Origin of the sequence: Agrobacterium sp. MS2 (assembly GCF_003261015.1) — a bacterium.
GTDB lineage: Bacteria > Pseudomonadota > Alphaproteobacteria > Rhizobiales > Rhizobiaceae > Agrobacterium > Agrobacterium pusense.
In genome coordinates this window covers 1-21,891 of record NZ_QLNF01000102.1, presented here as the reverse complement: position 1 = coordinate 21,891, position 21,891 = coordinate 1, and the positions used below count along the sequence as shown (strand labels likewise).

At 56.8% G+C, this 21,891-nt stretch carries 24 protein-coding genes and 1 pseudogene; 11 read left to right on the top strand and 14 right to left on the bottom strand.

Features of this window, described 5'->3' with window-relative positions; genetic code table 11:
* The first annotated feature begins 225 nt into the window (after positions 1-225).
* From DOU54_RS26790 to DOU54_RS26740, 10 genes and pseudogenes are all read left to right on the top strand, one after another.
* Positions 226-1,225 (top strand): annotated as a pseudogene (locus tag DOU54_RS26790) (IS30 family transposase).
* Positions 1,226-1,406: 181 nt separating this feature from the next.
* Positions 1,407-1,700: an IS66 family insertion sequence element accessory protein TnpB gene (gene tnpB / locus DOU54_RS28525; protein ID WP_080600525.1), complete on the top strand. Its 294-nt coding sequence runs from the start codon at positions 1,407-1,409 to the stop codon at positions 1,698-1,700.
* A 208-nt stretch (positions 1,701-1,908) separates the two neighbouring features.
* Entirely contained in the window at positions 1,909-2,718 is an 810-nt protein-coding gene (gene phnC, locus DOU54_RS26780) for a phosphonate ABC transporter ATP-binding protein (protein ID WP_006473175.1), read from the top strand.
* On the top strand, positions 2,715-3,563 hold the full coding sequence (gene phnD / locus DOU54_RS26775; protein ID WP_003501103.1) for a phosphate/phosphite/phosphonate ABC transporter substrate-binding protein: 849 nt from the start codon (positions 2,715-2,717) through the stop codon (positions 3,561-3,563). The genes phnC and phnD overlap by 4 nt, the downstream gene beginning before the upstream one ends.
* A gap of 70 nt (positions 3,564-3,633) precedes the next feature.
* Complete coding sequence (gene phnE / locus DOU54_RS26770; protein WP_006473411.1) at positions 3,634-4,440, top strand: phosphonate ABC transporter, permease protein PhnE; 807 nt, start codon at positions 3,634-3,636, stop codon at positions 4,438-4,440.
* Between the two features lie 13 nt (positions 4,441-4,453).
* On the top strand, positions 4,454-5,452 hold the full coding sequence (locus DOU54_RS26765; RefSeq protein WP_003501101.1) for a phosphonate dehydrogenase: 999 nt from the start codon (positions 4,454-4,456) through the stop codon (positions 5,450-5,452).
* A gap of 12 nt (positions 5,453-5,464) precedes the next feature.
* The gene (locus DOU54_RS26760; protein WP_003501100.1) at positions 5,465-6,385 is read left to right on the top strand and encodes a LysR family transcriptional regulator; all 921 of its coding nucleotides are present in this window, start codon (positions 5,465-5,467) and stop codon (positions 6,383-6,385) included.
* A 340-nt stretch (positions 6,386-6,725) separates the two neighbouring features.
* Positions 6,726-7,328 carry a recombinase family protein gene (locus DOU54_RS26750; RefSeq protein ID WP_003501098.1) on the top strand — a complete coding sequence of 201 codons (603 nt, stop codon included), beginning with the start codon at positions 6,726-6,728 and terminating at the stop codon, positions 7,326-7,328.
* Complete coding sequence (locus tag DOU54_RS26745; RefSeq protein ID WP_003501095.1) at positions 7,321-8,973, top strand: IS481 family transposase; 1,653 nt, start codon at positions 7,321-7,323, stop codon at positions 8,971-8,973. Before DOU54_RS26750 ends, DOU54_RS26745 begins: the two co-directional genes overlap by 8 nt.
* Positions 8,970-9,950, top strand: a complete 981-nt coding sequence (locus DOU54_RS26740) for an ExeA family protein (RefSeq protein WP_003501092.1) — start codon at positions 8,970-8,972, stop codon at positions 9,948-9,950. The genes DOU54_RS26745 and DOU54_RS26740 overlap by 4 nt, the downstream gene beginning before the upstream one ends.
* A gap of 358 nt (positions 9,951-10,308) precedes the next feature.
* Here DOU54_RS26740 and virB11 read toward each other — a convergent pair whose 3' ends face one another.
* The 12 genes from virB11 to DOU54_RS28355 form a co-directional block, all read right to left on the bottom strand.
* Positions 10,309-11,307, bottom strand: a complete 999-nt coding sequence (virB11, locus tag DOU54_RS26735; RefSeq protein WP_113732179.1) for a P-type DNA transfer ATPase VirB11 — start codon at positions 11,305-11,307, stop codon at positions 10,309-10,311.
* An 8-nt stretch (positions 11,308-11,315) separates the two neighbouring features.
* On the bottom strand, positions 11,316-12,488 hold the full coding sequence (gene virB10 / locus DOU54_RS26730; RefSeq protein WP_113732178.1) for a type IV secretion system protein VirB10: 1,173 nt from the start codon (positions 12,486-12,488) through the stop codon (positions 11,316-11,318).
* A gap of 14 nt (positions 12,489-12,502) precedes the next feature.
* On the bottom strand, positions 12,503-13,354 hold the full coding sequence (virB9, locus tag DOU54_RS26725) for a P-type conjugative transfer protein VirB9 (protein ID WP_113732181.1): 852 nt from the start codon (positions 13,352-13,354) through the stop codon (positions 12,503-12,505).
* The gene (locus DOU54_RS26720) at positions 13,354-14,025 is read right to left on the bottom strand and encodes a VirB8 family type IV secretion system protein (RefSeq protein ID WP_113732177.1); all 672 of its coding nucleotides are present in this window, start codon (positions 14,023-14,025) and stop codon (positions 13,354-13,356) included. Before DOU54_RS26720 ends, virB9 begins: the two co-directional genes overlap by 1 nt.
* 3 nt (positions 14,026-14,028) lie before the next feature.
* Positions 14,029-14,295 (bottom strand): hypothetical protein, encoded by a 267-nt coding sequence (locus DOU54_RS26715; RefSeq protein ID WP_113732176.1) that lies wholly within the window; start codon positions 14,293-14,295, stop codon positions 14,029-14,031.
* A gap of 15 nt (positions 14,296-14,310) precedes the next feature.
* Positions 14,311-15,264: a TrbL/VirB6 family protein gene (locus DOU54_RS26710; RefSeq protein ID WP_113732175.1), complete on the bottom strand. Its 954-nt coding sequence runs from the start codon at positions 15,262-15,264 to the stop codon at positions 14,311-14,313.
* Positions 15,265-15,268: 4 nt separating this feature from the next.
* Positions 15,269-15,502: an EexN family lipoprotein gene (locus DOU54_RS26705; RefSeq protein ID WP_113732174.1), complete on the bottom strand. Its 234-nt coding sequence runs from the start codon at positions 15,500-15,502 to the stop codon at positions 15,269-15,271.
* Complete coding sequence (virB5, locus tag DOU54_RS26700) at positions 15,499-16,197, bottom strand: P-type DNA transfer protein VirB5 (RefSeq protein WP_113732173.1); 699 nt, start codon at positions 16,195-16,197, stop codon at positions 15,499-15,501. The genes DOU54_RS26705 and virB5 overlap by 4 nt, the downstream gene beginning before the upstream one ends.
* The gene (locus tag DOU54_RS26695) at positions 16,197-18,578 is read right to left on the bottom strand and encodes a VirB4 family type IV secretion/conjugal transfer ATPase (protein WP_113732180.1); all 2,382 of its coding nucleotides are present in this window, start codon (positions 18,576-18,578) and stop codon (positions 16,197-16,199) included. The genes virB5 and DOU54_RS26695 overlap by 1 nt, the downstream gene beginning before the upstream one ends.
* Entirely contained in the window at positions 18,571-18,912 is a 342-nt protein-coding gene (locus DOU54_RS26690) for a VirB3 family type IV secretion system protein (protein ID WP_113732172.1), read from the bottom strand. The genes DOU54_RS26695 and DOU54_RS26690 overlap by 8 nt, the downstream gene beginning before the upstream one ends.
* Before the next feature lie 2 nt (positions 18,913-18,914).
* Positions 18,915-19,214, bottom strand: a complete 300-nt coding sequence (locus tag DOU54_RS26685; RefSeq protein ID WP_113732171.1) for a TrbC/VirB2 family protein — start codon at positions 19,212-19,214, stop codon at positions 18,915-18,917.
* Positions 19,215-19,896: 682 nt separating this feature from the next.
* Positions 19,897-20,436, bottom strand: coding sequence for a hypothetical protein (locus tag DOU54_RS28355; RefSeq protein ID WP_113732169.1), 540 nt, complete (start codon positions 20,434-20,436; stop codon positions 19,897-19,899).
* Between the two features lie 93 nt (positions 20,437-20,529).
* On the opposite strand from DOU54_RS28355, the gene DOU54_RS26670 reads away from it, so the two are divergent.
* Positions 20,530-20,883, top strand: a complete 354-nt coding sequence (locus tag DOU54_RS26670) for a transcriptional regulator (RefSeq protein ID WP_113732168.1) — start codon at positions 20,530-20,532, stop codon at positions 20,881-20,883.
* A 249-nt stretch (positions 20,884-21,132) separates the two neighbouring features.
* On the opposite strand, the gene DOU54_RS26665 is transcribed toward DOU54_RS26670, so the two are convergent.
* Both DOU54_RS26665 and DOU54_RS26660 read right to left on the bottom strand, forming a co-directional pair.
* Complete coding sequence (locus DOU54_RS26665; protein ID WP_502695993.1) at positions 21,133-21,387, bottom strand: hypothetical protein; 255 nt, start codon at positions 21,385-21,387, stop codon at positions 21,133-21,135.
* Positions 21,388-21,462: 75 nt separating this feature from the next.
* The coding region (locus DOU54_RS26660; protein WP_146617413.1) for an aldehyde dehydrogenase family protein at positions 21,463-21,891 on the bottom strand (429 nt) is incomplete at its 5' end.

The following is a 21,891-nucleotide window of genomic DNA, read 5'->3' as shown; positions in this document are numbered from 1 at the left end:
ACCCTTGCAACCCGGTCCAGCCGGTCCGGTCGGGGGCTGACCGTCAGAGCAAGGAGGCGGTCAGTGTCGCATTTCTAACGGGCTGCGAGAGCGGCAGACGACATTTTAACTTTGCGCAATGCGCGACATTCCAACCTTGCCGCCACATCGTTTGTAGCGGGGTACATTCTATTTCCAAGTGCGACATGCCAGTAATTTCAATGGCTTCATTTCGGAGATTTCGACATGTCTCGATGCTATACGCAAATCACCTTCGCCGACCGCCGACGCCTTCATCAGCTGATGACAGCCAAAGTGTCCATCAACGAGATGGCGCGTCTACTTGGCCGTCATCGCTCGACGATATATCGCGAGATCAGGCGCAACTCGTTCCATGATCGTGAACTGCCGGACTATGATGGCTACTACAGCACGCTTGCCAATGATCTGGCTCGGGAACGGCGATGCAGGCTGAGAAAGCTCAGACGTCATCCCGATTTGAGCGAGGAAATTATCAGTCAATTGAAGGCTCGCTGGTCACCGGAACAGATTGCCGGCCGCCTGGTTTCCGACGGCGTATGCCTGGCTCGTGTGTGCAAGGAGACGATCTATCGCTTCATCTACAGTAAGGAGGATTACGGCTTAGGTCTCTATGACTACCTGCCGGAAGCGCGCCGCAAACGTCGTCCATTGCGCTCGAGGAAACCGCGCGGAGGTGCGTTTCCATCGACGCATCGGATCTCGGAAAGGCCTGATATCGTTGGGCAAAGACTAGAATTCGGTCATTGGGAAGGTGATCTTCTGATCTTTGAGCGCCCATTCGGCCAGGCAAACATCACCTCGCTTGTCGAGCGCAAGAGCCTACCTCGTGCTGATCAAGAACCCAAGTCGGCATTCCGGTCCGATCATGGACAAGATCATCAGATCATTCTCACCCTTGCCGGCATTCGCACGTCGAAGCTTCACCTTTGACCGTGGGACCGAGTTCGCCGAATTCAGGGCTTTGGAGGATGGGATGGGCGCATCCAGCTGGTTTTGCGATCTCAGTGCACCCTGGCAGAAAGGCACGGTCGAGAACGCAAACAAACATCTTCGTCGCTTCCTTCCCGGCAACACCGATCTGGCGTTGGTGTCACAACGCGACCTGACCACACTTGCGAGACATCTGAACAATCAGCCGCGCAAATGCCTGGGTTACAAGACGCCGGCCGAGGTGTTCATGGCCAATTTGCACGGAAGCGCGTGATCCCCTACCTGTAGCGGCTTGCCAACATAAGCGCCTCTGCTCGCAAACATCGGCATTTTCTGCTCGAATTATCTGACAATGGAGCGGGCGTCGTGCTCACGCTCTTTGCCAATGTGCTCGCAAACATCCGGGTCTGCTTGCAAACATCCGCCACGTGCTCAGATTAATTGCCAGCGACGGCATGGTCAAACCGGGACGCCTGCCTGTCGTAGTTGCTCGGTCAGCTGACGGGAATATTCGGGATCAAGGGTGCCCGCCAGGAAGGCGCGGATATACGGACATGCGCTGTGGCTTTCCCTCCTTGGCGCTTCGGGTGCAGGAGGTTCTGCAGCATGATCCGTTGTCAGGGCATCTCTTCGTCTTCAGGGGCCGCAGATCGGATATTTTGAAGATCATCTGGCATGATGGTCTGGGCGCCTGCCTTTTTACCCGGCGGCTGGAGAAGGGCCGGTTTATCTGGCCGAATATGGGATAGCATCCGTCAAGGTGGTGTAGAATTGGGACCGGGCCGTCATGATCAGGCGGCTCTGGGTGAAATTTCTCCATCGCAGCTACGCGAGGAGGTAGAGCTGAGTTTAAGTGCTGTCATTGAAGTTTCACGAGCCTGATAAACGGACGTCATATGTCGCCCATAGTGATGCAAATATTCAATCGATGCACCACTAACGATCAGGATTATTGTGATGCTGGCTCTGAACGGAGTTGCCGTGACCTATGCCAACGGCACCCAAGCTTTGAAGACAACGACATTGACGTTCAACCAGGGTCAGTTCGTCGTGCTCCTCGGTAGATCCGGCGCAGGCAAATCTACCCTCATCCGGACACTCAACGGCTTGGTTGCGCCGACGTCTGGTTCGATCACTTCTAACGATATTGGTGCTCTGGATGCGGAAACTAAGCTTCGCATTCACCGAAGGCGAACTGGGATGATATTCCAGCAGCACCAACTCATAGGGCGCTTGAGCGCGCTCGACAACGTCATGACGGGCCGCCTGGGCTACCACTCTGGCTGGCGTACGTTGTTCCCTATGCCGCGTTCGGATCGAAGGCTGGGGTTGGAATGCCTTGAACGCGTAGGCCTTCTTGATAAGGCTCTCGTCAGGGCGGATCAACTATCCGGCGGTCAGCAGCAACGGGTGGGCATTGCGCGCGCGCTGGTCCAGAAGCCCCAACTGGTCCTTGCAGATGAGCCCGTTGCAAGTCTGGACCCTGAAACGGCTGTCGAGGTCCTGTCGCAGCTTCGCGAAATATGCACAGCCGACGGCATCACTGCTGTGATCAGCCTTCATCAGATCGATCTAGCTCGCCGGTTCGGCGACCGGGTCATTGCTATGCGCGACGGGGAAGTGGTTGCGGACGCCGCTGTCGACGAACTGACCGATCAAATGTGTGCGTCGATCTACCGCAGCGCCCCAAGAAATCCGACCACAACACAAGATTTGTCCAACTACGAGTATGATCAACCTTTAGCTGCCATGGAGGCCGCATTATGAAGAAGCTTCTGTCCCTCGCATTCCTCGCCGTTCTTGGCTGGAGTTCGTTGGCGCATGCTGGCTCAAATCCAGAGACATTGCGCGTCGCGTTGCTACCGGACGAGAACGCCGCCACTGTCATCAAAAACAATCGTCCTCTCGAGGAGTATCTTGAGAAGACACTCGGTCGGGAGATTGAACTGATCGTAACGACCGACTACTCGTCAATGATCGAAGCGATGCGTTTCGGCCGGCTTGAGTTGGCTTATTTCGGGCCGCTCTCTTACACGCTCGCGAAAACCAAGGCTGATATCGAGCCTTTCGCAGCACTTATGAAGGATGGCGAAACTACCTATCGCGCTGTAGTTGTCGCCAATGCAGAGGCTGGCATCGAAAGCCTTGAAGATGCAAAAGGGAAAAAGGTCGCGTTTGGGGACGTGGCTTCCACCTCAAGCCACCTTATCCCGAAATCTATGCTGCTTAAGGCCGGAGTTGAGGCTGGAAAAGACTATAGCGAGAACTTCGTAGGGTCGCATGATGCCGTGGCTATTGCAGTGCAGAATGGCAATGCTCAGATTGGCGGACTTTCGTTGCCCATCTACAATTCAATGGTCGCTCGTGGCACCATTGATCCTAAGAAAGTTATCGCCCTCGCCGAGTCCGATCCGTTCCCGCAGTACCCCTGGACCATGCGGTCGGATCTTGACACTTCGTTGAAAGAGGCGATCACCAAAGCCTTCATCGACCTTAAAGACGAAAAGGTATTGGCATCCTTCAAAGCCGATGGGTTCGCTCCGATCGATGACAAAGCCTACGACGTCGTCCGTGAGCTCGGTAAAGTGCTGAACTTGGACCTGAGTCAGTAAGGCGCGTTCGAGACAGTTTCTCACCTTTCGACGCAGGCGCTGGCCTGCGTCCTTTCTTCCAGGATATGTGATGACACAGCCGTCGGCCGACTACGACTCTATCCTTCAACATCAAAACAAAGCTTGGACCAGAGCTGGCGTGATCGCGTTGGCAATTGCGTGTGTGATCATTGTTAGCAGTTATCACTCCGGTCTTCTTGATCTGGAGCGTCTGGGATCTGGGTTTCCTGCGCTCTGGCAGCTCGGTACGGAAATGTTTCCCCCGGATTTCAACCGAGGCTTGGAGTGGATCAGCCCTCTCATCGACACTCTGGCGATGAGTATAGCTGGGACTGCGATCGCGGTACTGATATCACTTCCAGTTGGCTTTTTCGCCTCAGGGAAAACAGCACCCAACGCTGTCATCTATATGATCTCGCGTGGATTGTTGAATGGTCTACGGTCGATCCCGGAGCTGATTATGGGCATCGTCTTCGTGGCGGCAGTGGGATTTGGAGCGCTCCCAGGCGTGCTGGCTCTTGGTCTTCACTCGGTTGGCATGGTGGGCAAGTTCTTTGCGGAGGCGATCGAGCATTGCGATAATGCGCCTATAGAAGCCGCACGCGCAGCTGGTGCGTCGCCGTTCCAGATCGTGACGCGGGCGATCTTGCCACAAGTTCTACCGCAATTGGCCGATGTGACCATCTATCGGTGGGAGTACAACTTCCGCGCCTCGACAATCCTGGGCACTGTGGGAGCTGGTGGTATCGGTTTCGAGTTGATGACATCCCTCCGGATCATGAATTATCAGGAGGTTCTTGCGATCATGCTCGTTGTCCTTCTGATGGTCACCATCGTTGACCAGGTCGGCGCTCTCCTCCGCCGCCAGCTGCAATAGAAGGATAAATTAAATGCTCCCAAAGGTAGTAATCACCCATCGCGTCCACGAGGAGATTATCTCAAAGCTATCTCCCCACGCTCGTTTAGTTTGCAACGATACTGATGATACATGGCCCCGCGAGAAACTGCTCGCAGAATTGAGCGACGCCAAGGCGATGATGGCGTTCATGCCGGACATGATCGACGCGTCTGTACTCGCGCACGCTCCCGATCTTCAACTTGTGGCATGTGCGCTGAAAGGCTTCGATAACTTCGACATCGAAGCCTGCACGCAGCGTGGAGTCCACGTCACGATAGTGTCCGATCTTCTCACTGACCCGACAGCCGAACTTACAATCGGTCTGATGATTGCTCTTGGGCGGCACATTCTGCCAGGCGACAAGAGCGTCAGGAGGGATTACAAAGGTTGGCGCCCTCGGTTTTACGGCCTTGGGCTGCAGGGCACAGCAATCGGCATTTTAGGGATGGGAGCGATCGGAAAAGCTATAGCGCAGCGCCTAAGTACCTTCGGCGCCATTGTGTCGTACTGGGATCGTCAATCCCTGGACAAAGCCGATGAGATCAGACTGAACGTAAAGCCTCTTGAATTTGACCAGTTGATCTCGTCGTCTACCTTTCTTGTGTGTGCACTCCCGCTTTCGGCCGAAACGAAGCATCTCCTCGGCGCTGAACAACTCGCCAAAATGCCCAAAGGAGCACTTCTTATTAATCCTGCACGCGGAAGCGTGGTTGATGAAGAGGCTGTTGTCGCTGCATTGCAGGCGGGGCGCTTGGGAGGCTACGCCGCTGATGTTTATGAGATGGAGGACTGGGCCAGACCCGACCGGCCTGACAAGGTCCACGGGGGTCTCCTCAATCGCGAACATGATTCGATCTTGACACCCCACATAGGCTCAGCAGTGGCGAAGTCGCGTTTGGCTATCGAGCACGAGGCTGCTGACAACATTATAGATTTTGTCCAAGGCCGAAGACCTCGTGCGGCAATTAACGAGGTTCAACTAATTCCTTGATTAGAGAAAGTAATGTTTAGCCTTTCGCATGTCGCAGCATTCATAGAGGTAATCGAAACTGGCAGCTTTCACGAGGCGTCGCGACGGCTTCAGATATCCCAACCGACTGTCTCACATAATGTGAAACGATTGGAGGATATACTAGGGGTGCGGCTGGTCGAGAGGAGGAAGGACAAGTGTGTGCCGACTCGGCAAGGGCTCGTATTCTTGCCATTCGCACGCAGCCTTTTGACCGTCACGAAGAGATCTCTGGACCGCCTGCACAGCGGCCGGATTACGTTGGGTGCCAGTACTAACATCGGTACCTATATTTTGCCAGTCCACTTGAAGCGTTTACAGGATGCTCAAGGCCGGCCACCTGAGGTGGCCGTTGCCTCAAATCCTGAAATCATCGAAAAGCTCTTGAGGAAGGAGATTGATCTAGCCTTTACCGAATGGTGGGACGATCGAAAAGGATATCAAGCCCGCCTTTGGCGGAAGGAAAAGCTGGTAATAATCGTATCCCCACAGCATAATTGGAGGACGCGAAAAACAATTGAAGCGGCAGAGTTATTTCAAGAGTCCCTCATTGGCGGAGAACGTGGAACCGGTACCGGATCCGTGCTCCGCGAGGCCTTCGGCCAAGCGGCAGAGCAATTCCCAATCTCATTCAATGTCGGGAGCACTGAGGCTGTGAAGCATGCAGTTCGAGCTGGTCTCGGCATTTCGATCGTGATGAGGAGCACTGTCCTCGATGAGCTCGCGTCGGGTAGGCTTTATGAGGTTTCTGTTGAGAATGTGGTTCTCGAAAAGTCTGTGTGGGCTGTACATCCCGTACATATGGAGGATGGTTCACCGGAAGCAATCGCGCTTAAGGTTATACTCGATGCGAGCGCCCCTCTGGGTGACCTAGAGCACGTCCACATTACTCGGGGTCATATCCGCAAGATTTGAAGTAGTTGGCGCATTCCTGCGGCTCGAACATGGTAACGGCCTGGCCGACCGCATCCTTTGGTATCGCCGCCTCAATTCCCGGAGTATCCCATACAAGGGGGACAAGATCGGGGACCGCCCGATTTTCGATGCGTAAGGTTCCCTGCTCCATGTCGCGAATATTCGGCCGTCAGACACATAGTTGGTTTCCATGGATCGTTTGTCATAAACGAGGGTTTTTGAGCATGCCATAGCGCATGCCGTCACGCCCCTTGAATGGCGCGATGGAATCTTCTCAAAACTGTTATAGAAACGGTTGTCGCAAAATGCTATGTGTCCAACGACTTTCAAGAACATTTGGATGGCTATGCGGGTCGGGTACGCCAGGGTCAGCACGATCGATCAAAATCCGGAGCTTCAGCTTGAGGCGCTGAGACGCGCCGGTTGCGAGAAGGTGTTTACCGAGCGCGGGTCAGGCGCTCGCGATGACCGCCCGGAATTGGGCCGAATTCTCTCCGACGTGCTTCGCACTGGTGACACGCTCGTTGTCTGGAAACTCGATCGGTTGGCGCGATCGCTAAAGAAGCTCATCGCGACGGCGGAAGAGTTGGAGCGCGCGAAGATCGGGCTCGTGTCCTTGACCGAGAGCATTGATACGACGACGCCGGGCGGCATGCTGACCTTCCATGTCTTCGGTGCGATCGCCCAGTTCGAACGTGCTCTGATCCGCGAACGCACGACGGCTGGACTGGTCGAGGCGCGGCAACGTGGCCGCAAGGGTGGCCGCCCGCCCGCGATGCGCCCGGGCGATATTGCCGCGGCGCGCGCCCTGATGAAGGAAGGCAGCATACCGGTACGCAATATTGCGCAGCGCATGGGGGTTTCTGTTGCAACCCTCTATCGTCATATCGGCAAGAAGGGTGGCTCTCCCAAAACAGTGGAATCCGAGGACGTCCATGGCTGAGCGGAGAAAGCGGCCGCCCGGAGAGGCTCTTGTCGATCTTCGACGCCGATTGTCGCTGCTTTCTCCCCGTGATCCAGGCCGTACCGAGATTGTTGCTCGTGCCGCCGATGCCTACGGCATCTCGATCTGGACCCTGTATCGGGCGCTGCGGGAGTTGAACCGCCCGAAATCCGTACGGCGCGCCGATCACGGAACCTCCCGGATCGCCCCGCAGCCGGAGATGGAAACCTATGCCGAAATCATCGCGGCCCTGAAGATCAGAACGGCGAACCGGAAGGGGCGGCATATCTCCACGGCGCGCGCCATCAAGCTGCTTGAGGAAGACGGCGTGGTGACGCCCGATGGCCTGGTCCGTGCACCGCCCGGCATCTTGAAACGCGCAACGGTCGATCGGCTGCTGCGTGTTTCCGGCCTGGATTATGCGCGCGTCACCCGCCCGGTGGCTGCCGTCCGATTCCAGGCGCGGCGTTCCAACGAACTCTGGCACTTCGACATGAGCCCGTCCGACCTGAAGCAGGTGGAAGCGCCGCTTTGGGTCGAGGAAGGGCGCGGCCGGCCGACGCTGATGCTGTTCTCCGTGGTCGATGATCGCTCCGGCGCGAGCTATCAGGAATACCGCTCCGTCTACGGCGAGGACGCGGAGTCCGCCTTGCGCTTTCTCTACAATGCCTTCGCCGCCAAGCCTGAACCGGAACTGCCGCTTCAGGGGATTCCAACGACCATCCATATGGATAACGGGCCGGTGAGCCGCTCGCGCGTTTTCCAGTCCGTCATGGGTAGCCTTGGTGTCCGGGTTCTCACGCATATGCCCCCGTCGGACAGCGAGCGGCGCACGCCGGCGCGAGCGAAAGGCAAGGTCGAGCGGCCGTTTCGCACGATCAAGGAAGTGCACGAGACCCTCTATCATTTCCACAAGCCGAAGGACGAAGAGGAAGCCAACCTTTGGCTCAGGCGCGCCTTGGTCACCTACAATAACGGCGACCATCGCACAGAGTCTCATGCACGCATCGAGGATTGGCTGCGGCATCTTCCTCCTGACGGGGTGCGGGCGATGTGCTCCTGGGAGCGGTTCTGCGCCTTTGCGCGCGAACCGGAACGACGGACGGTTGCTGGAGACGCGACCGTATCGGTCGAAGGCGCATCCTATGAGGTCGAGCCCGAACTTGCCGGCGAAACGGTGACCTTGCTCTGGGGCCTGTTCGATCAGGAACTGTTCGTCGAGCATGAGGGCAAGCGCTTCGGTCCATTCCAACCTTCGCGCGGGGCGGTTCCCCTCTTTCGCTATCGCAAATACCAGAAGAGCAAGCTCGAAGAGCGGCTCGACAAGGTGGTGCGCCTGGCAGACCAACTTGGGCTCCCCCGCGCCGCGGTCACCGGCGGGGATCGTCCATTGCCTTCGCTGCCCCCGACCACGGCTGGGCTGAGTGTACGGCGGACACCGTTTCCGGAACCCGCAATAGAGACCGCTTATCCAAATGGCCTCGCAGCCCGTGGGGCCATCGCCGACCAGCTCGGCCGGCCGATCGGCGCGATGAATGCCGGTGACCGCGCCTTCATCAATGAACTGCTTGGAGAAACACTCGACAAAAAGATGATCGCGGCCCGTATCCGCGAACGCTTCCAGGCGCGAAGAAAGGAAGAATGATGCTCGCTGACGTTCAATCCAGTTACGGCCTCGACCGGCCTTTCCAAGGGGCCGGCAACTTTGAGACCGAGCATCAGCGCACGATCATCCGCGAGGTGTGTGCGGCCGTCCAGACCGGTCGGCTTGTCGTGGTCTCCGGCCTGGTCGGTTCGGGGAAAACCCACCTTTTGCGCCGCATCGAGGCCGAACTCACCAAAGCCGGCAAGGTCGCACTCGCCAAATCGCTGGCGGTCGACAAGCGGCGCACTTCGCTGCCATCGCTCATTGAAGCCCTGTTCTACGACTTGTCTCCCGGCGATCGTGCGCAGGTCAAGATCCCCAAGCAGGCCGAGCGCCGGGAGCGCGACCTGCGCGACATCATGAAAAAAGGCAAACGGCCGATCGTCCTCGTGGTCGACGAGGCCCATGACCTGCACCACAAGACCTTAACCGGCCTGAAGCGACTGATGGAGGTGGTCGCCGACGCCGGCGTGCTCCTTTCCGTACTTCTTGTCGGGCATCCCCGGTTGCGCAATGATCTGCGCCGGCCGCAAATGGAGGAGATTGGCTACCGCACGACCATTTTTGACTACGAGGGGATCGGCTCCGCGCGCCGCGACTATGTTGCCTGGCTGCTTGGCGCCTGTGCGGCCGAAGGCGTAAAGGTTGGCGAACTCCTCGAGGAAGAAGCCATCGACCTCATCGCCGAACGTTTGCGCACGCCGCTTCAGATCGAGATGCATCTCACCCTCGCATTCGAGCAGGGCTTTCGCCTCGGCGCCAAGCCGGTTACCGCCGAAATCGTCGAGCAGGTCCTGTCCCGCGCCATCGACGATCTCGAACCGACGTTGACCCGAAATGGTTACGATGCGACGGCTCTGGTCACGCACCTCAATGCTCGGCCGTCGGATATCCGCGCCTTCCTGGCGGGCACCCTTGATCCCGAATATTCCCGTCAGCTGACCGAGCAACTACGACAGGCAGGCGTCCCGGTTTGACCATGCCGTCGCTGGCAATTAATCTGAGCACGTGGCGGATGTTTGCAAGCAGACCCGGATGTTTGCGAGCACATTGGCAAAGAGCGTGAGCACGACGCCCGCTCCATTGTCAGATAATTCGAGCAGAAAATGCCGATGTTTGCGAGCAGAGGCGCTTATGTTGGCAAGCCGCTACACCTACCCTTCGGGCTGGCATGATGCAGTTGGATTAGCTCCTCCAACATGGGCCTTGCGAGCGAGCGAGCATTTCCGGCTTGCCGGCACATCATGAATACACAACGCAAGCAAACTCCCAACGCAGAGCTACGTCAATGCGCCCCGGAGCCCCGTGAGACGCTCAGTTTGCTAAGCCTTGGCTCTAAACGAGCGCGCCCCTGAAATAAACTTCAGACAGCCGAAAGTTCCCTTTGTCGCGCATGCACTGAGCAACGATGTCGATACTTGCCTTCAAAAATGCGAAGATGTCGGCCCGATCAAGGCCCGCGCCGCCCTCTGACTCCTTGACGAGCAGGACAAGCTGCTCAAATGCCAGTTCTGCGGAGTTGGCATGGATGGTGGTTATTGCCCCGGGATGGCCCGAATTCACATTCCGGATATAGTAGAAGGCCGTCCCGTCGCGAAGCTCCTGCAGCATAATCCTATCCGGTCGCATACGAAGGCAGGATTCGAGAAGTTCCTTGGGTCCGGCGCGAGAAAGCCCCTGTCCTCCTTTCGAGTAGAACAAGCGCACGTGGTTCGGTTGTGAGATAACGAGCTCTGGAGTGTCCTCTATGGAAATGACCCTCTCGTTTTCGGGAATATGCTTGATCAGTGCTTTGGAAAGTGTCGTTTTCGCAGAGCCTGTGGCGCCAGAAATAATAATGTTTTTCCGAGCGATGACGGCCTGTCGCAGGAAATCCTTGAAACGGCCCGAACGGTAAGTCTCGCTCAGTTCCTCATCCTGCGGGGAGGAGATACTCTTCGCCGCGCATGCTCCCTGGAAAAATCCCTTTTCCTCCAAATCATCAAGGCTGAAGTCGATCGAGGATGGCTTGCGGATCGTTATGCTGACACTGTCCTTGATCGTCGCCGGGGGAATAACGATCTGGATCCGCTCACCCCCTGGTAGCGCCGCAGACAATATTGGATGCGTCTCATCGATCGACTGATTTGAGAAACTCGCTACGGCCCGGGTAAGACGCATGAGTTTTTCGAAGCTTAGCTCTGGCATCTCATGAGTCCGCCAACCGCCGAGACCTTCAGTCAACACCTGCCCAGGCCGATTGACAATGATTTCAAAAAGGGTCCCGTCCTGAAGGAATGTCGAAAACGGCTTTAACAGCTCGCTGACCACAGCCGAATCCTGCCTGAGTGACATTTCGCGCCCTATTTCGTCGGGAGCGTTGATCGTGGCGCGAAATCCCCTAGGACTGCACGATCAAAAACGCGGTTTCTGGGTTCGCTCACCCGAAGGCCGTAGATGCCGGAAAAGTCGAGATCGCGAGCCGCAAAGATCGAAACCGGCTCACCCTGATGTTTATTGAGGGTCGGCGGGATATTAATGGACTGTTCGACCGCGATTGCGGCCGCCTGTTGACTTGCACTCGTTGTTTTTTGCGCGTCGACATCGCTGTCCCGCAGCCGACTGCTTGCATAGTTCGTCGCGTCCCCGACAACGGAAAGCAGAAGAGCGCTGCCGAACCGCTCCCACCAATGGGTGTCGACATAGCCGTCGAAACCGGCACGACCAAGTCTGTCGGTTGCTGGTGATGCGAGAGTGACGATAACGCCCTTCGGTGTTTTCGCGCGATTCCAGAGAATGAACAGGCGCTTTTGCCCGCGTTGAAGCCCTCCACGATATTCGCCGACAACCTGCGTGCCCTTTTCCATCAAGACCACCCTGCCATTGTCAGAAAGAACATCGCGGTTGATTACACAAGTGGTAAATCCCGGCTGGTCGGATGCCAACGCGGTTTCAAGAATGCAAGGAATAGACGTTCCCATCGCCACGGTGAAGTTGCGGTTTCCAAGTGTGCCGGCCCTCGAGCCTTCAAGCCGCGTTGGCCGCAGCAGGCCATCGAAACGATCCTGCTCATTGTTCTGCTGGTTCTGGACGGTCACCTTGTTATCGAGGGACAAGAAATTTTCGTTGTCGGAAGAATAGTAACTAGCACTTTCGCTCCCATCTTTCCGGTTCTTGTTGCCGCCACTGAAGGCCATGACGGGGGCACGGCGAGCGGAATCGAGCATTTCGTCCTTCTCTTCAGTGACCGGTTGTTCGACGGGCGTCGGCAGTTTTATTTCAGGCACCGGCTGTTCCGGCTCAACTTTCTCTTTTGCAGCCTCGAAGGGCGTCGTCTGGCGTATAACGATCCGTTCAGGCTGAACATTGTCTTCTCTCCCCTTCTTTCCCGTCGTTGACCACAGTGCGAAGCCGACGAATGCGATGATCGCAACTGCAACAGCGCCGCGTTTCAAAACAGGGTTCGTGTCCACCCCGCGACTCGCGCTAATTTCGGCACGCTCTCCGGGGATGCGATCCTCGACGTCCTGATCCATGACTATTCCCTTCACTATTGCCCGGTGATGTCACTCTTCATGACGCGCTCCACCGAAGGAGACGTCGTGTTGGTGTCAGGATTGATACCTACGCGGTCGTAGGCTTCGTTGAAGATGCAGAGCACATCCTTACCCCGACGTAGGATGAACTTGCGGCTGATCGCATGAACCATCACCAGATCTCGATCGATTGATTTCGGAACTAGGCTTTCGGATCCATCTGAGTTCTCCATATAGATCGCGGGCATCTCCTGATTACCCACAAAGGCGAAGGTCGTGATCTTGCCGTTGTCATAGACGCTTTGCGGTTCAAGTGCATGCGAGCCCTGGGCTGAATAGCGCCAGTTCCGAGGGCCATATGCTTCGTGAAGCGAAAGGACGTCGTCTGCGTCCTTCGCCCGGGCCGCAAGCGCCCTCGATGCTGCCTCGCGTCGGCGAAGCTCGGCTTCGTCGTCCGGATATCTGTACTTCACGTAGAAGTAGGTGTTTTGACCAGCCTCCACCGAGCCGTCGCGCACCGTTAGTTCCATCTGGTAGCTACGGGTCGAACCATTCCTGCGCGTCGTCACCACGGATATATTCGTCACCGGCTGGTTCTCGCGCGGTTTCAGGAACAGAGTGTTGCCGGCAGGCGCAACTTCCCAGGCAACGCTATTGCCGAGGGCGACATGGGCAATTTCTTCATCCGCAGCGAATTCAACCTGCACGGATGACCGTAAAGAGCCGACGACCCTCGTAATATTGTAGGGTTGGTAGTTCACGAACCGGACCCGGCTGTCTTGCGATGCACCGCTTGGAACCTCAAGGGCAAGCGCTGGCAACGCCAAAACATGAAGGACTACCATAAGGATTGTTGGGGTCCGCATCATCTCACATCCTCCGGATCTGCACGATATTCGCTGACGGCAAAGCCGAGCGGGTTTACGAGACGGTCCGACGACGACATCGGAGCGTTGGCGTAGGAGTAGGTCAGCGACGCAACCCAATGGGTCATTCGTACTTCCTCGCCACGCATGATCGTTCGCATGTAGCGCACGGAGACCACATTCTCATTGATGAGGGAGATTGAAGCGATATCGATCCTTGCAGTGGCGCCGCGACCGTAAGTATTTTGAGGCGATTGCGGGTTGGTGCCACGGTAGAGGGCCGCAAAACGCGTCTGTTCGGCCTGCGTCGACAAAAGAGCGACGGTGCGGAAATTCTCCTGTGCTTCGCTCCAGACGTAACCCTCGCGGGCCCTTACATATTTCGCGGCGAAATACTTGGTCACCGCCTCGTCGTAGGTGCCTGCCGTCGATGTCAGAGCCGACACGACATCGACGATGCCGGTCGAATTGTCGACGCGCACCACAAACGGCTCAACCGTCTTGAGGGGTGTAAGACTCGCGACCGCGAAGACGGCTACACCGGCGACGATGCCTGACGCCATGGCGATCGACCAGGCAATCCTGTTTGATCGTTCGATCTGGATCATCCGGTCCTGGTCGAAACGGCGTGCTTTGTCGAAGTAGCTCTTAAGATTATCTGCCGCCACCATGTCTCAGCCCTCACAACGGCGATAGGAAGCCTCGATATCCAGATACGCAAAAGCTGCGGTCTGGCTGGCCTCTTCGGCAAAGGGCGTGACGGAAGTGGACGGACTCGCGTTAGATTGCTGCTGTTTGAGCTTAGTGTCGCCGTCCCATTCCCACATCGACCGGTTCATTGGGCGGCGTGAATAGCTGTCACATTTTGGCAAGGGGTGGGTCATTGAAGCGCAGCCGACAAGTGCGGCTGAAAAGACGAGCAACAGGGCAGGCTTAAACATTCAGCGATCCTCTGCTTATTGTTCTGGACTGGTGTCTACGCTGGCATTCCTTGATCCGAATGCGCGGCGGGCAAACCGGGCACCGCGACCAATCATCCGGGCCGTATAAGAGGCTCCTCGGGCCACCGTGCTTTCATGGACGTCACGTGCCGTCGTATAACCATAGACCAGCGAGGCGCCGCCAGACGCCAGTGCCGATGCAATGCCGGGCAGCTGGTAGAATACATAAAGGGCAGCTATCCCGATGGCGCAAAGAGCGGTAGGGCGCATAAGGATGTCGCTATAGCTGTCGATTGCGGTGAAGGCCGAGTCCATGCAGGAGATCAAAAGCGAACCGACGGCAACGACGAGGACCTGAAGGATCACGAAGTTTGCGAGCTGCCCGATCCAGGCTTCCGTAAAACGGCGCGTCGATTGAAACATGGCAAGCGCGATAAAAATCGGCCCTATCGCGAGAACGATCGCCAGAGCCAAACGTGCATAAAGGGAAACGACATAGCCGATTCCCGCCACTAAAAAGCTGATGCCAATAGCCATCATGCCGCCCACGCCCGTGACGATGTCAACCGGCCAGGAAGCCCTCTTCCAAATATCGGCAGCAGCGGCCTGCCCTTTGTCCAGCAGGCTGTCGAAGGTGCTGGCACTTAGCGCCGTACCTGCATTTAGCGCCTGGGCGATCTCGCGTGGCAAAACATCGAAGAAGATGTTTGTGACATAGGTCTGATAGTCGTCGGCGTTCTTCACTAGCATCACTATGATAGCGAGCTTCATCGCGCGGAAGGCGAAGTCGAGGATCGGTTCCTGTACCGAGCCCCGAAGGATGAGGTAGCCGTAGAGCACCACGTAAAGTGTCACTGCCACCGTCAAAGGACCAGCGGCCCATTCGCCTATATTCGACGTCCCATCGGAGACGAAAGTCTCTAACGGCCGCTTGAACTGACCGTCGATGAACTCAAACACCTTGTACATTTTGTCAGCCTCCCAAAGCCTTTTGCATATTCTGGAGCCGGCGCTTAAAGTCGGCCGCCTCCGCGTTCAGGCAATTGGGCGTCTGGCGCAATCCACCCGGATTGTTGCGGCACTCGGAAATCGTGCGGGACAGTAACCCGGTGTCGGCGACGAACTCGTCCACCGTGTAAGTTCGCTCCGCTTCTTGCGAGCAAGCCGCCAAGAGCAACAGGCAAAGGACGATGAGAGGGTGCCTCATTGCAATGCCGCCTTCATAGCGTCCATCCGTTGGCGCCAATCCTCGGCCTTGCGCTGTTCATCGACCTGCTGGTGCGCCTGCTGCACCATCCTCAGCCCCTCCATCCGCAGAACATCAGTCTGCAGGAATGCCTGTTCGGCTTGCAGCCGAGCCTGCAGGTCGGCAATCTCCTTGGCGTCGCCAGCCGTGGAAATCTTTTCCCGCAGCTGATCAATTCCGTCGATGCGCTTGCTCGCCGCATTGTAGATCTGTTCACCAAGGCTCATTTGTCCGGCATTCCTATTCTGGATCCGGGACAATTCCTGCGCATAGAAATCATCGGCGTCGGTGCGGTAGGTCGAGTTACTCTCCAGAAACCTTGAGGCGGATCCGCCGAACGCTCCGGTCCCCTTGCCTTTGAGCAATCCCTCGATTGCAGTGAAGTCGGAGGGAAGCGCCTTGCGGATTGCCGGATCGTTGAGAATGTTGGCGACATCCGCCATATCCGTCAGCTTGTTGAGCGAGCCATAAAGCTCTCGAGCCTGCTCGATCTGCGCATTGAGGGCGTCGAGTTGCGATTTTAGCTGTGCGATGCTCTCGATCTGCTTGGCAATCGCAGCCTGATCGTTGACAGGAATCCCCTGCCCTGGCGCGCTTTCAGCGGCAAGCATGAGCACAGCGCTGAGCAGTACGCCATGGAGTCGATAGGAAGTCATCAGCGTGCACTCCTTCGCTTGTGGAAAATGGGAAGCCAGGTCTCGACGTCATCTCCAACCTCCGCGCGGATCGCGTCGAAAAGTTCGACATTTGCAGTCCGGCCCGAGAGGATGGCGAGCTCATCGTCGAAACCGTTCAAATCGAGCTCCGCGACAACACTGTTGCTTCCCTGCTTCAGCACGAACCGCCGGCTCTCCGCCGAAAGTTCACGAGCGATGAGCTCGTATTCGCGCTCAGTGAGTTTGAACCCTTCGACATAATCGTCGCGATTGCCGCGCGGATTGGGCAGAAATATCTGTGTCGCACATTGCTCGATTATCGTGTGCGCGATCGGTGAGTTCAGTGCGTCACGTGGACTTTGCGTGGCAAAAAGCATCAATCCATTTTGTTTGCGGATGGTCTTCAGCTTGTTTTGCGCAAGATCACGGAACGCCTCGTCGCGCAGCGCCTTCCAGAATTCGTCGATGACGATGATGATCCGGCGACCGTCGATCAGTTGCTCAACGCGATGAAAGAGATAGGCCATCAGCGGCGTGCGGATTTCCTCGTTGTCGAGGAAGTCTGTCATGTCGTAGCCTATAAATCTGCCTGATCCGCGCAAGTCGGCCAAACCGATATTCTCGATGGGATTGTCGAAGACCCAGCCAAGCGGCCCTCCCCTCTCCCATCGGCGGAGCCTGGCCGCAATCCCTTCCGGATCCGTATTGTTGAGGAAAGTTCGCAGCGCCCCTATCGTCCGCTGATCGGCGGGCAGGTCGGCCAGGCCGTCAATTGCCCCCGAAATGTCGCGAAGTTCGGTGACCGTCAGTTCCCGGGTCGCTGAACCCACAAGCCTGCCGACCCAGCGCGCCAGAAACACCTTGTTTTCCGGTGTCAGGTCGAGTGCTTTCAGCGGAGCACAGCCGGTCTCGGCTCCATTCTTCAGCGCCAGATAGGTGCCGCCGGCAGCGCGAACATAAAGGTCCGCACCGCGATCCTTGTCGAAGAACACCACGTATGGATCGTGTTTTTCCAGCTGTGAAAGCATGAAATTGACAATCACGGTTTTGCCCGCACCGGATGGACCGCACATGAAGGTGTTGCCGAGGTCGCCATGATGGAAATTGAAATAGTAGGGCGAGCCCGAGGCGGTCTTGAGCACCGCGACGGCAGGTCCCCACTCATTTCCGTCCTTCTGCCCGATCGGATAGGAATGGAACGGTGACAGTGCTGCGAAATTCTTCGAACTGATCGCACCCGAGCGCGCGCGGTAGCGAAAATTGCCCGGAAGTTGCGCCCACCATGCCGCTTCAAGGCCGAGATCCTCACGTGCAACGACAGCCCCGCCATTGGTCAGGCTGGCGCGGACCTTTGCCAGATTATCTCTTAATTCCTTCAACGCAGGGGCAAAGACGCAGAGCGTCAGGTGATGCTCGCCCATCACGAAGCGATTGGACTCCAGGTCGTCCATCGCGTCGTCAAGTTCATCGATCTGCGAAGCTGCCTTGTCGCCACTGCTTACCAACTGGTTTTGCTTACGTCCCATGATGACGCGAGCGTCCGCCTTCGAGACAAAGCAGAACGACTGTGAGAGAATGAGCTCGAATGGACTGTTCAGAATTCCGTCCAGCATGCCTGTCCTGGTGCGGGCCGGATATTCTTTGAAACTTAGAATGCCGGCAAAACGGCTTTCTGCCTCATGCCGGATCTCGATGGTTTCTCGACCTATGATCACGCGATCAGAGTAAATTGCCGAGGCGACAAGACCTTCGGTCAGTGGTACACGCTCACGCCGCCCACCGACGATCTGGTGTAGCACCTCGCTCGGTTCAGAGAACAGCATGTCTTCTTCCTCGTATAGGGAAAGAATACGTGGCTCGAAACGCCTCAAGCCCGCCATCAGATTGGCGACCTTATCCTTAAGTTGTTTTAGAGCCTCCTCATCCAATTCCGTATCGAGGCGTTTTGATCGTCGAAGACGTGACAAAAGCTTCCCAGCCTTGTCAGCGTGGTCACGCGCTGGCGACCAGAGGACGGTCAGATAGAGATCATTGCGGAAAAGTTGTTCGCTCGCCATGCGTTCCCGGTATTTCTCGTTCAGCGAGGCAGAGAATGGCGTTGCAAATGCTCCGACCGGATAATCGCTGTCCCTGCGCCGAATGAGATGGGTCCAGATCGCGAGCCGCTCATCGGCTATGTTTCGATAGAGTGTGTTGAGGTCACGATGGAGGGCGTTGAGATCGAGCAAATCTGCGGTCTCGAAAGACACGCCTGAGAGCGCAACCATGACCATGAGTGTGCGGGACTCAAGCGCAATCGTCTTCTCGTCTACGTGTCGCACGTAAGGGATGAAAGCCTCTGGCGTGAGTTCCCGTGATCTGAGTTTTCCGATGTCAGGCAATTCCAATATCCCTCTCGTCGAAGCGGCGTGCCAGCGTCAGAGGCGAAAGTGTTGCCCCGCCCCAATAGGCGCTGTTGCGCGACCGGCCGCGCGTCTCGATCCAAGCGAGCATTATGCGGAACATGTTATGATCGTGCTTGACCAGCGCTTGGAAGATCAGATGGAAAACGATGCCGACGAAGGCGTAGGAAATTGATCCAACCACGATATAGAGGATCGTCGTGAGCATGATGTTGAAGCCCATAGCTTCGATCGTGACGCCGGCGATCATCGCAGGCCGCGTGCACGCGATAAAGAGTGTGTCTTCTTCGAGAACCGTTCGCCCACTCGCCATTTTCAACCACCCACGATGGTGTTGACGAGTTCGGTGGCGCCAAAGATACCGCCAATACCGATGATCCAGAAGCCCGCTCGCCTCAAGTCCATATAGCCAAACATCCACGCGATGCAGATGACGATGACCGCAATCACAGCCAGAAGTTTGGCGATGTTTCCCGTCAACATGTCGACGATGTTCTGCAGGACAGTTTCGATACCGGCGGCTTGCGCGAAGGCGGGCTCAACCATCGTCACCACAACGGCGGCAGCGATGACGGACGAAGTGGCGACGGACCTGATAGGGGAACTGATTATCATTCACTCTGCTCCAATTCCAATTGATTGTCCTGAAACACCAGGACGGATGACCGGCGCCGGGTCTTGAAGACGTCCCACGAGGGCGCCGGTGGGATCGCGGATGCCTCCCCACGGGTGTTTTCGGCCGCCACATCGGCAACAGAACCTGCCTGCGAAGAGTTTGGCGAACCGTTTGTCCGCGACACCTCCCCGGTGTCGCCGCTTGTCGATTGAGCCATCAACAGTCGGCGCAGTCCGATTTCGCGGTGGACCTGAGCGTCGCAGTTGACAAGGCTTTCGACCGACGGATCGTCATGTCTGTGGCAGGCGTGCGTCACCTGCTCGGCGCTGGCAGGGTCCGCAAGCCGCCTCGTCGCGAGACGGTAGTAGCCGTCGAGTAGCGTCGCTGCAGCCTTGGGGTTAGGGAGGTGATAACTAGCGCCGGGTATCGACCGGTTCGATCTCCACCGTTCTTCCAACCCTGTCCCGTCGAGGCCAATGTGTATGTCATGTCGTGTTGCGGCGCAGGAAGTGGGGACTTTGTTTGCCTCGGCGCTGGGCGCAGGTTGCCGCTGAAGCGGCGGACTAGTTTCGATCGGAACGCGGAATGGAGCGGACCCGCTTTGAAGGCTGACCACACCTGCGGGAGTTGAAACGAAGGGCGCGCAGGCCTGCTCAAGATCTGGGAAGGCAACGGGCATGTTCAGAACCACACCCTCTGCTTGCCGACGCCCTCTATCGTCACCTCGACATATCGAGGCTTCTCGCGGACCAGCGGTCGCTTTAGGGTACGGGCGAGGCATTCGTATCGCCCGTCCACCCTTTGCCATCGCGGCGATACGACGAAGCTGTTGTTCGCATCGTCGACATCTCCATTCGAAAGGCAAAAGCTGTGGCTCACTGCCTGCAGCGACGTCGAAAGACACGTCGCGTCACGTCCTTTGGGACCGTAGCCAGTGGATAATCGGTAGCCGGTGTTGCAGTGATATGGTTCGTAAAAAGGGCGAGAGGCTTGAAACCCTGCGCCCGAGCAAGTCGGAAACGAGCGCCCTTTTGCCAGCCACCTCCAAAGCTTTTCGACAGGCGGCCTGCATTCGGAATATTGAGTTGGGCCGCCCGGATTGGATAAGCACAGAATAACCTGGCACCCCCACTCGTCGGCACGAGCGTCTAGTTCCGAAATGGTGTAGAGTGAAGCAAATACTGACGCTGCTATGATTGTTCGAACGAAAAGGCCCTTCATGCCCACTCCCCTTCAGCTTCCTCAACGCCCGCCTCGACAAACCGGCGAATCGATTCACTTCTTTAACTATGCAAATAAGGGACAGTTAAATAGATGGCAAGCAATTTAAGTGAGAGATGGCAGGCTCAAGCCTTGTCCGTGTTTGCGGTGCGCGAAATCCTGGAGAAGCCGCTCGACGGTGAATCGGCACAGTCGCGGATCAAGCAGATTGGAATGTTTAATATTCTCTATTTGATGCACCAGGCCCACCAAAAACTAACACTTTCAAATGTAATAGAAATTACCGGAATGACGCGTGGTGGCGTGGTCGAAACTGTCGATCTTTTGGTCCAGCGCGGCATCCTGACCGAGACGCTGGGAAAAAACTCGATGGGACGGGGCACAGCTCGACAGTTTGAATTTTCCCCGCAGGTTTTTGCCGCGCTTGGTGCTGCTAACGGGGCCTAATCCACCTAATCTCACTTATGATATTTCATGCAGTATATGTTCTTGGAGCCGTTTTTGATTACAGCCCAACACGGTCCGGATTAGTCGCGTTTTACGCAATATCCGCAAGTGGCGAGCGGGTCGCAGCAAAGCGGCCTTGCAACATCGCACTCCAGTGCTCGACTCAGCGCCATTGGCTCATAAGACAAAAAAAAACGGCGAAGCTGGACTCAACCTCGCCGTATCAAGGTGTTGGCTTGCGTGTCTTATTTACGCGTAGAATTCGGGAGCCTTCTTGAAGTTCGCCCAAGCGTCAGGGTCATGACCGGTAGCGTCCGTCGCATCATGCTTTTCGGAATAGGTGCGAAGCTTCTGAACCGAGCGGACCGTGTCAACGGTCGAGGCAAGGAAGCCAGGTAAAGCCTTCTCTTCCCAGTGGCCCAGGGCGTGGGCAGCATCGATCGTCAGGAGAAGCGGTTGCCGTTTGGCAATCGGAAAGAATCTCTCCCAGACGCTGGGCGCCACCCCAAGCAACCTGCATGGAGGGAACGGTGCGGAATTCGAAGGGGTTGATGGTCATTTGATCCTCCCAGCGTGACCTCAGCCGATTGCCGAGCACAGGTATTTGATTTCAAGATATTCATCGATGCCGTAGTGAGAGCCTTCGCGGCCCAGTCCGGACTGCTTTACGCCACCGAACGGTGCGACTTCATTGGAGATGAGGCCGGTATTGTGGCCCACCATGCCGTATTCGAGCGCTTCTGCGACACGCCATGTCCGGCGGACATTCTCGGTGTAGAAATAGGCCGCCAGACCAAACTCGGTGTCGTTCGCCATGGCAACGGCTTCTTCTTCCGTTTCAAACCGGAAAAGTGGGGCGACTGGTCCAAAGGTTTCCTCACGGGCAACCTTCATTGCCTGCGTTGCACCTGTCAGCACCGTGGGTTCGTAGAACGTCCCGCCAAGCGCATGGCGCTTTCCGCCGGTAACGACCTTCGCCCCTTTTCCAAGGGCGTCAGCAACATGATC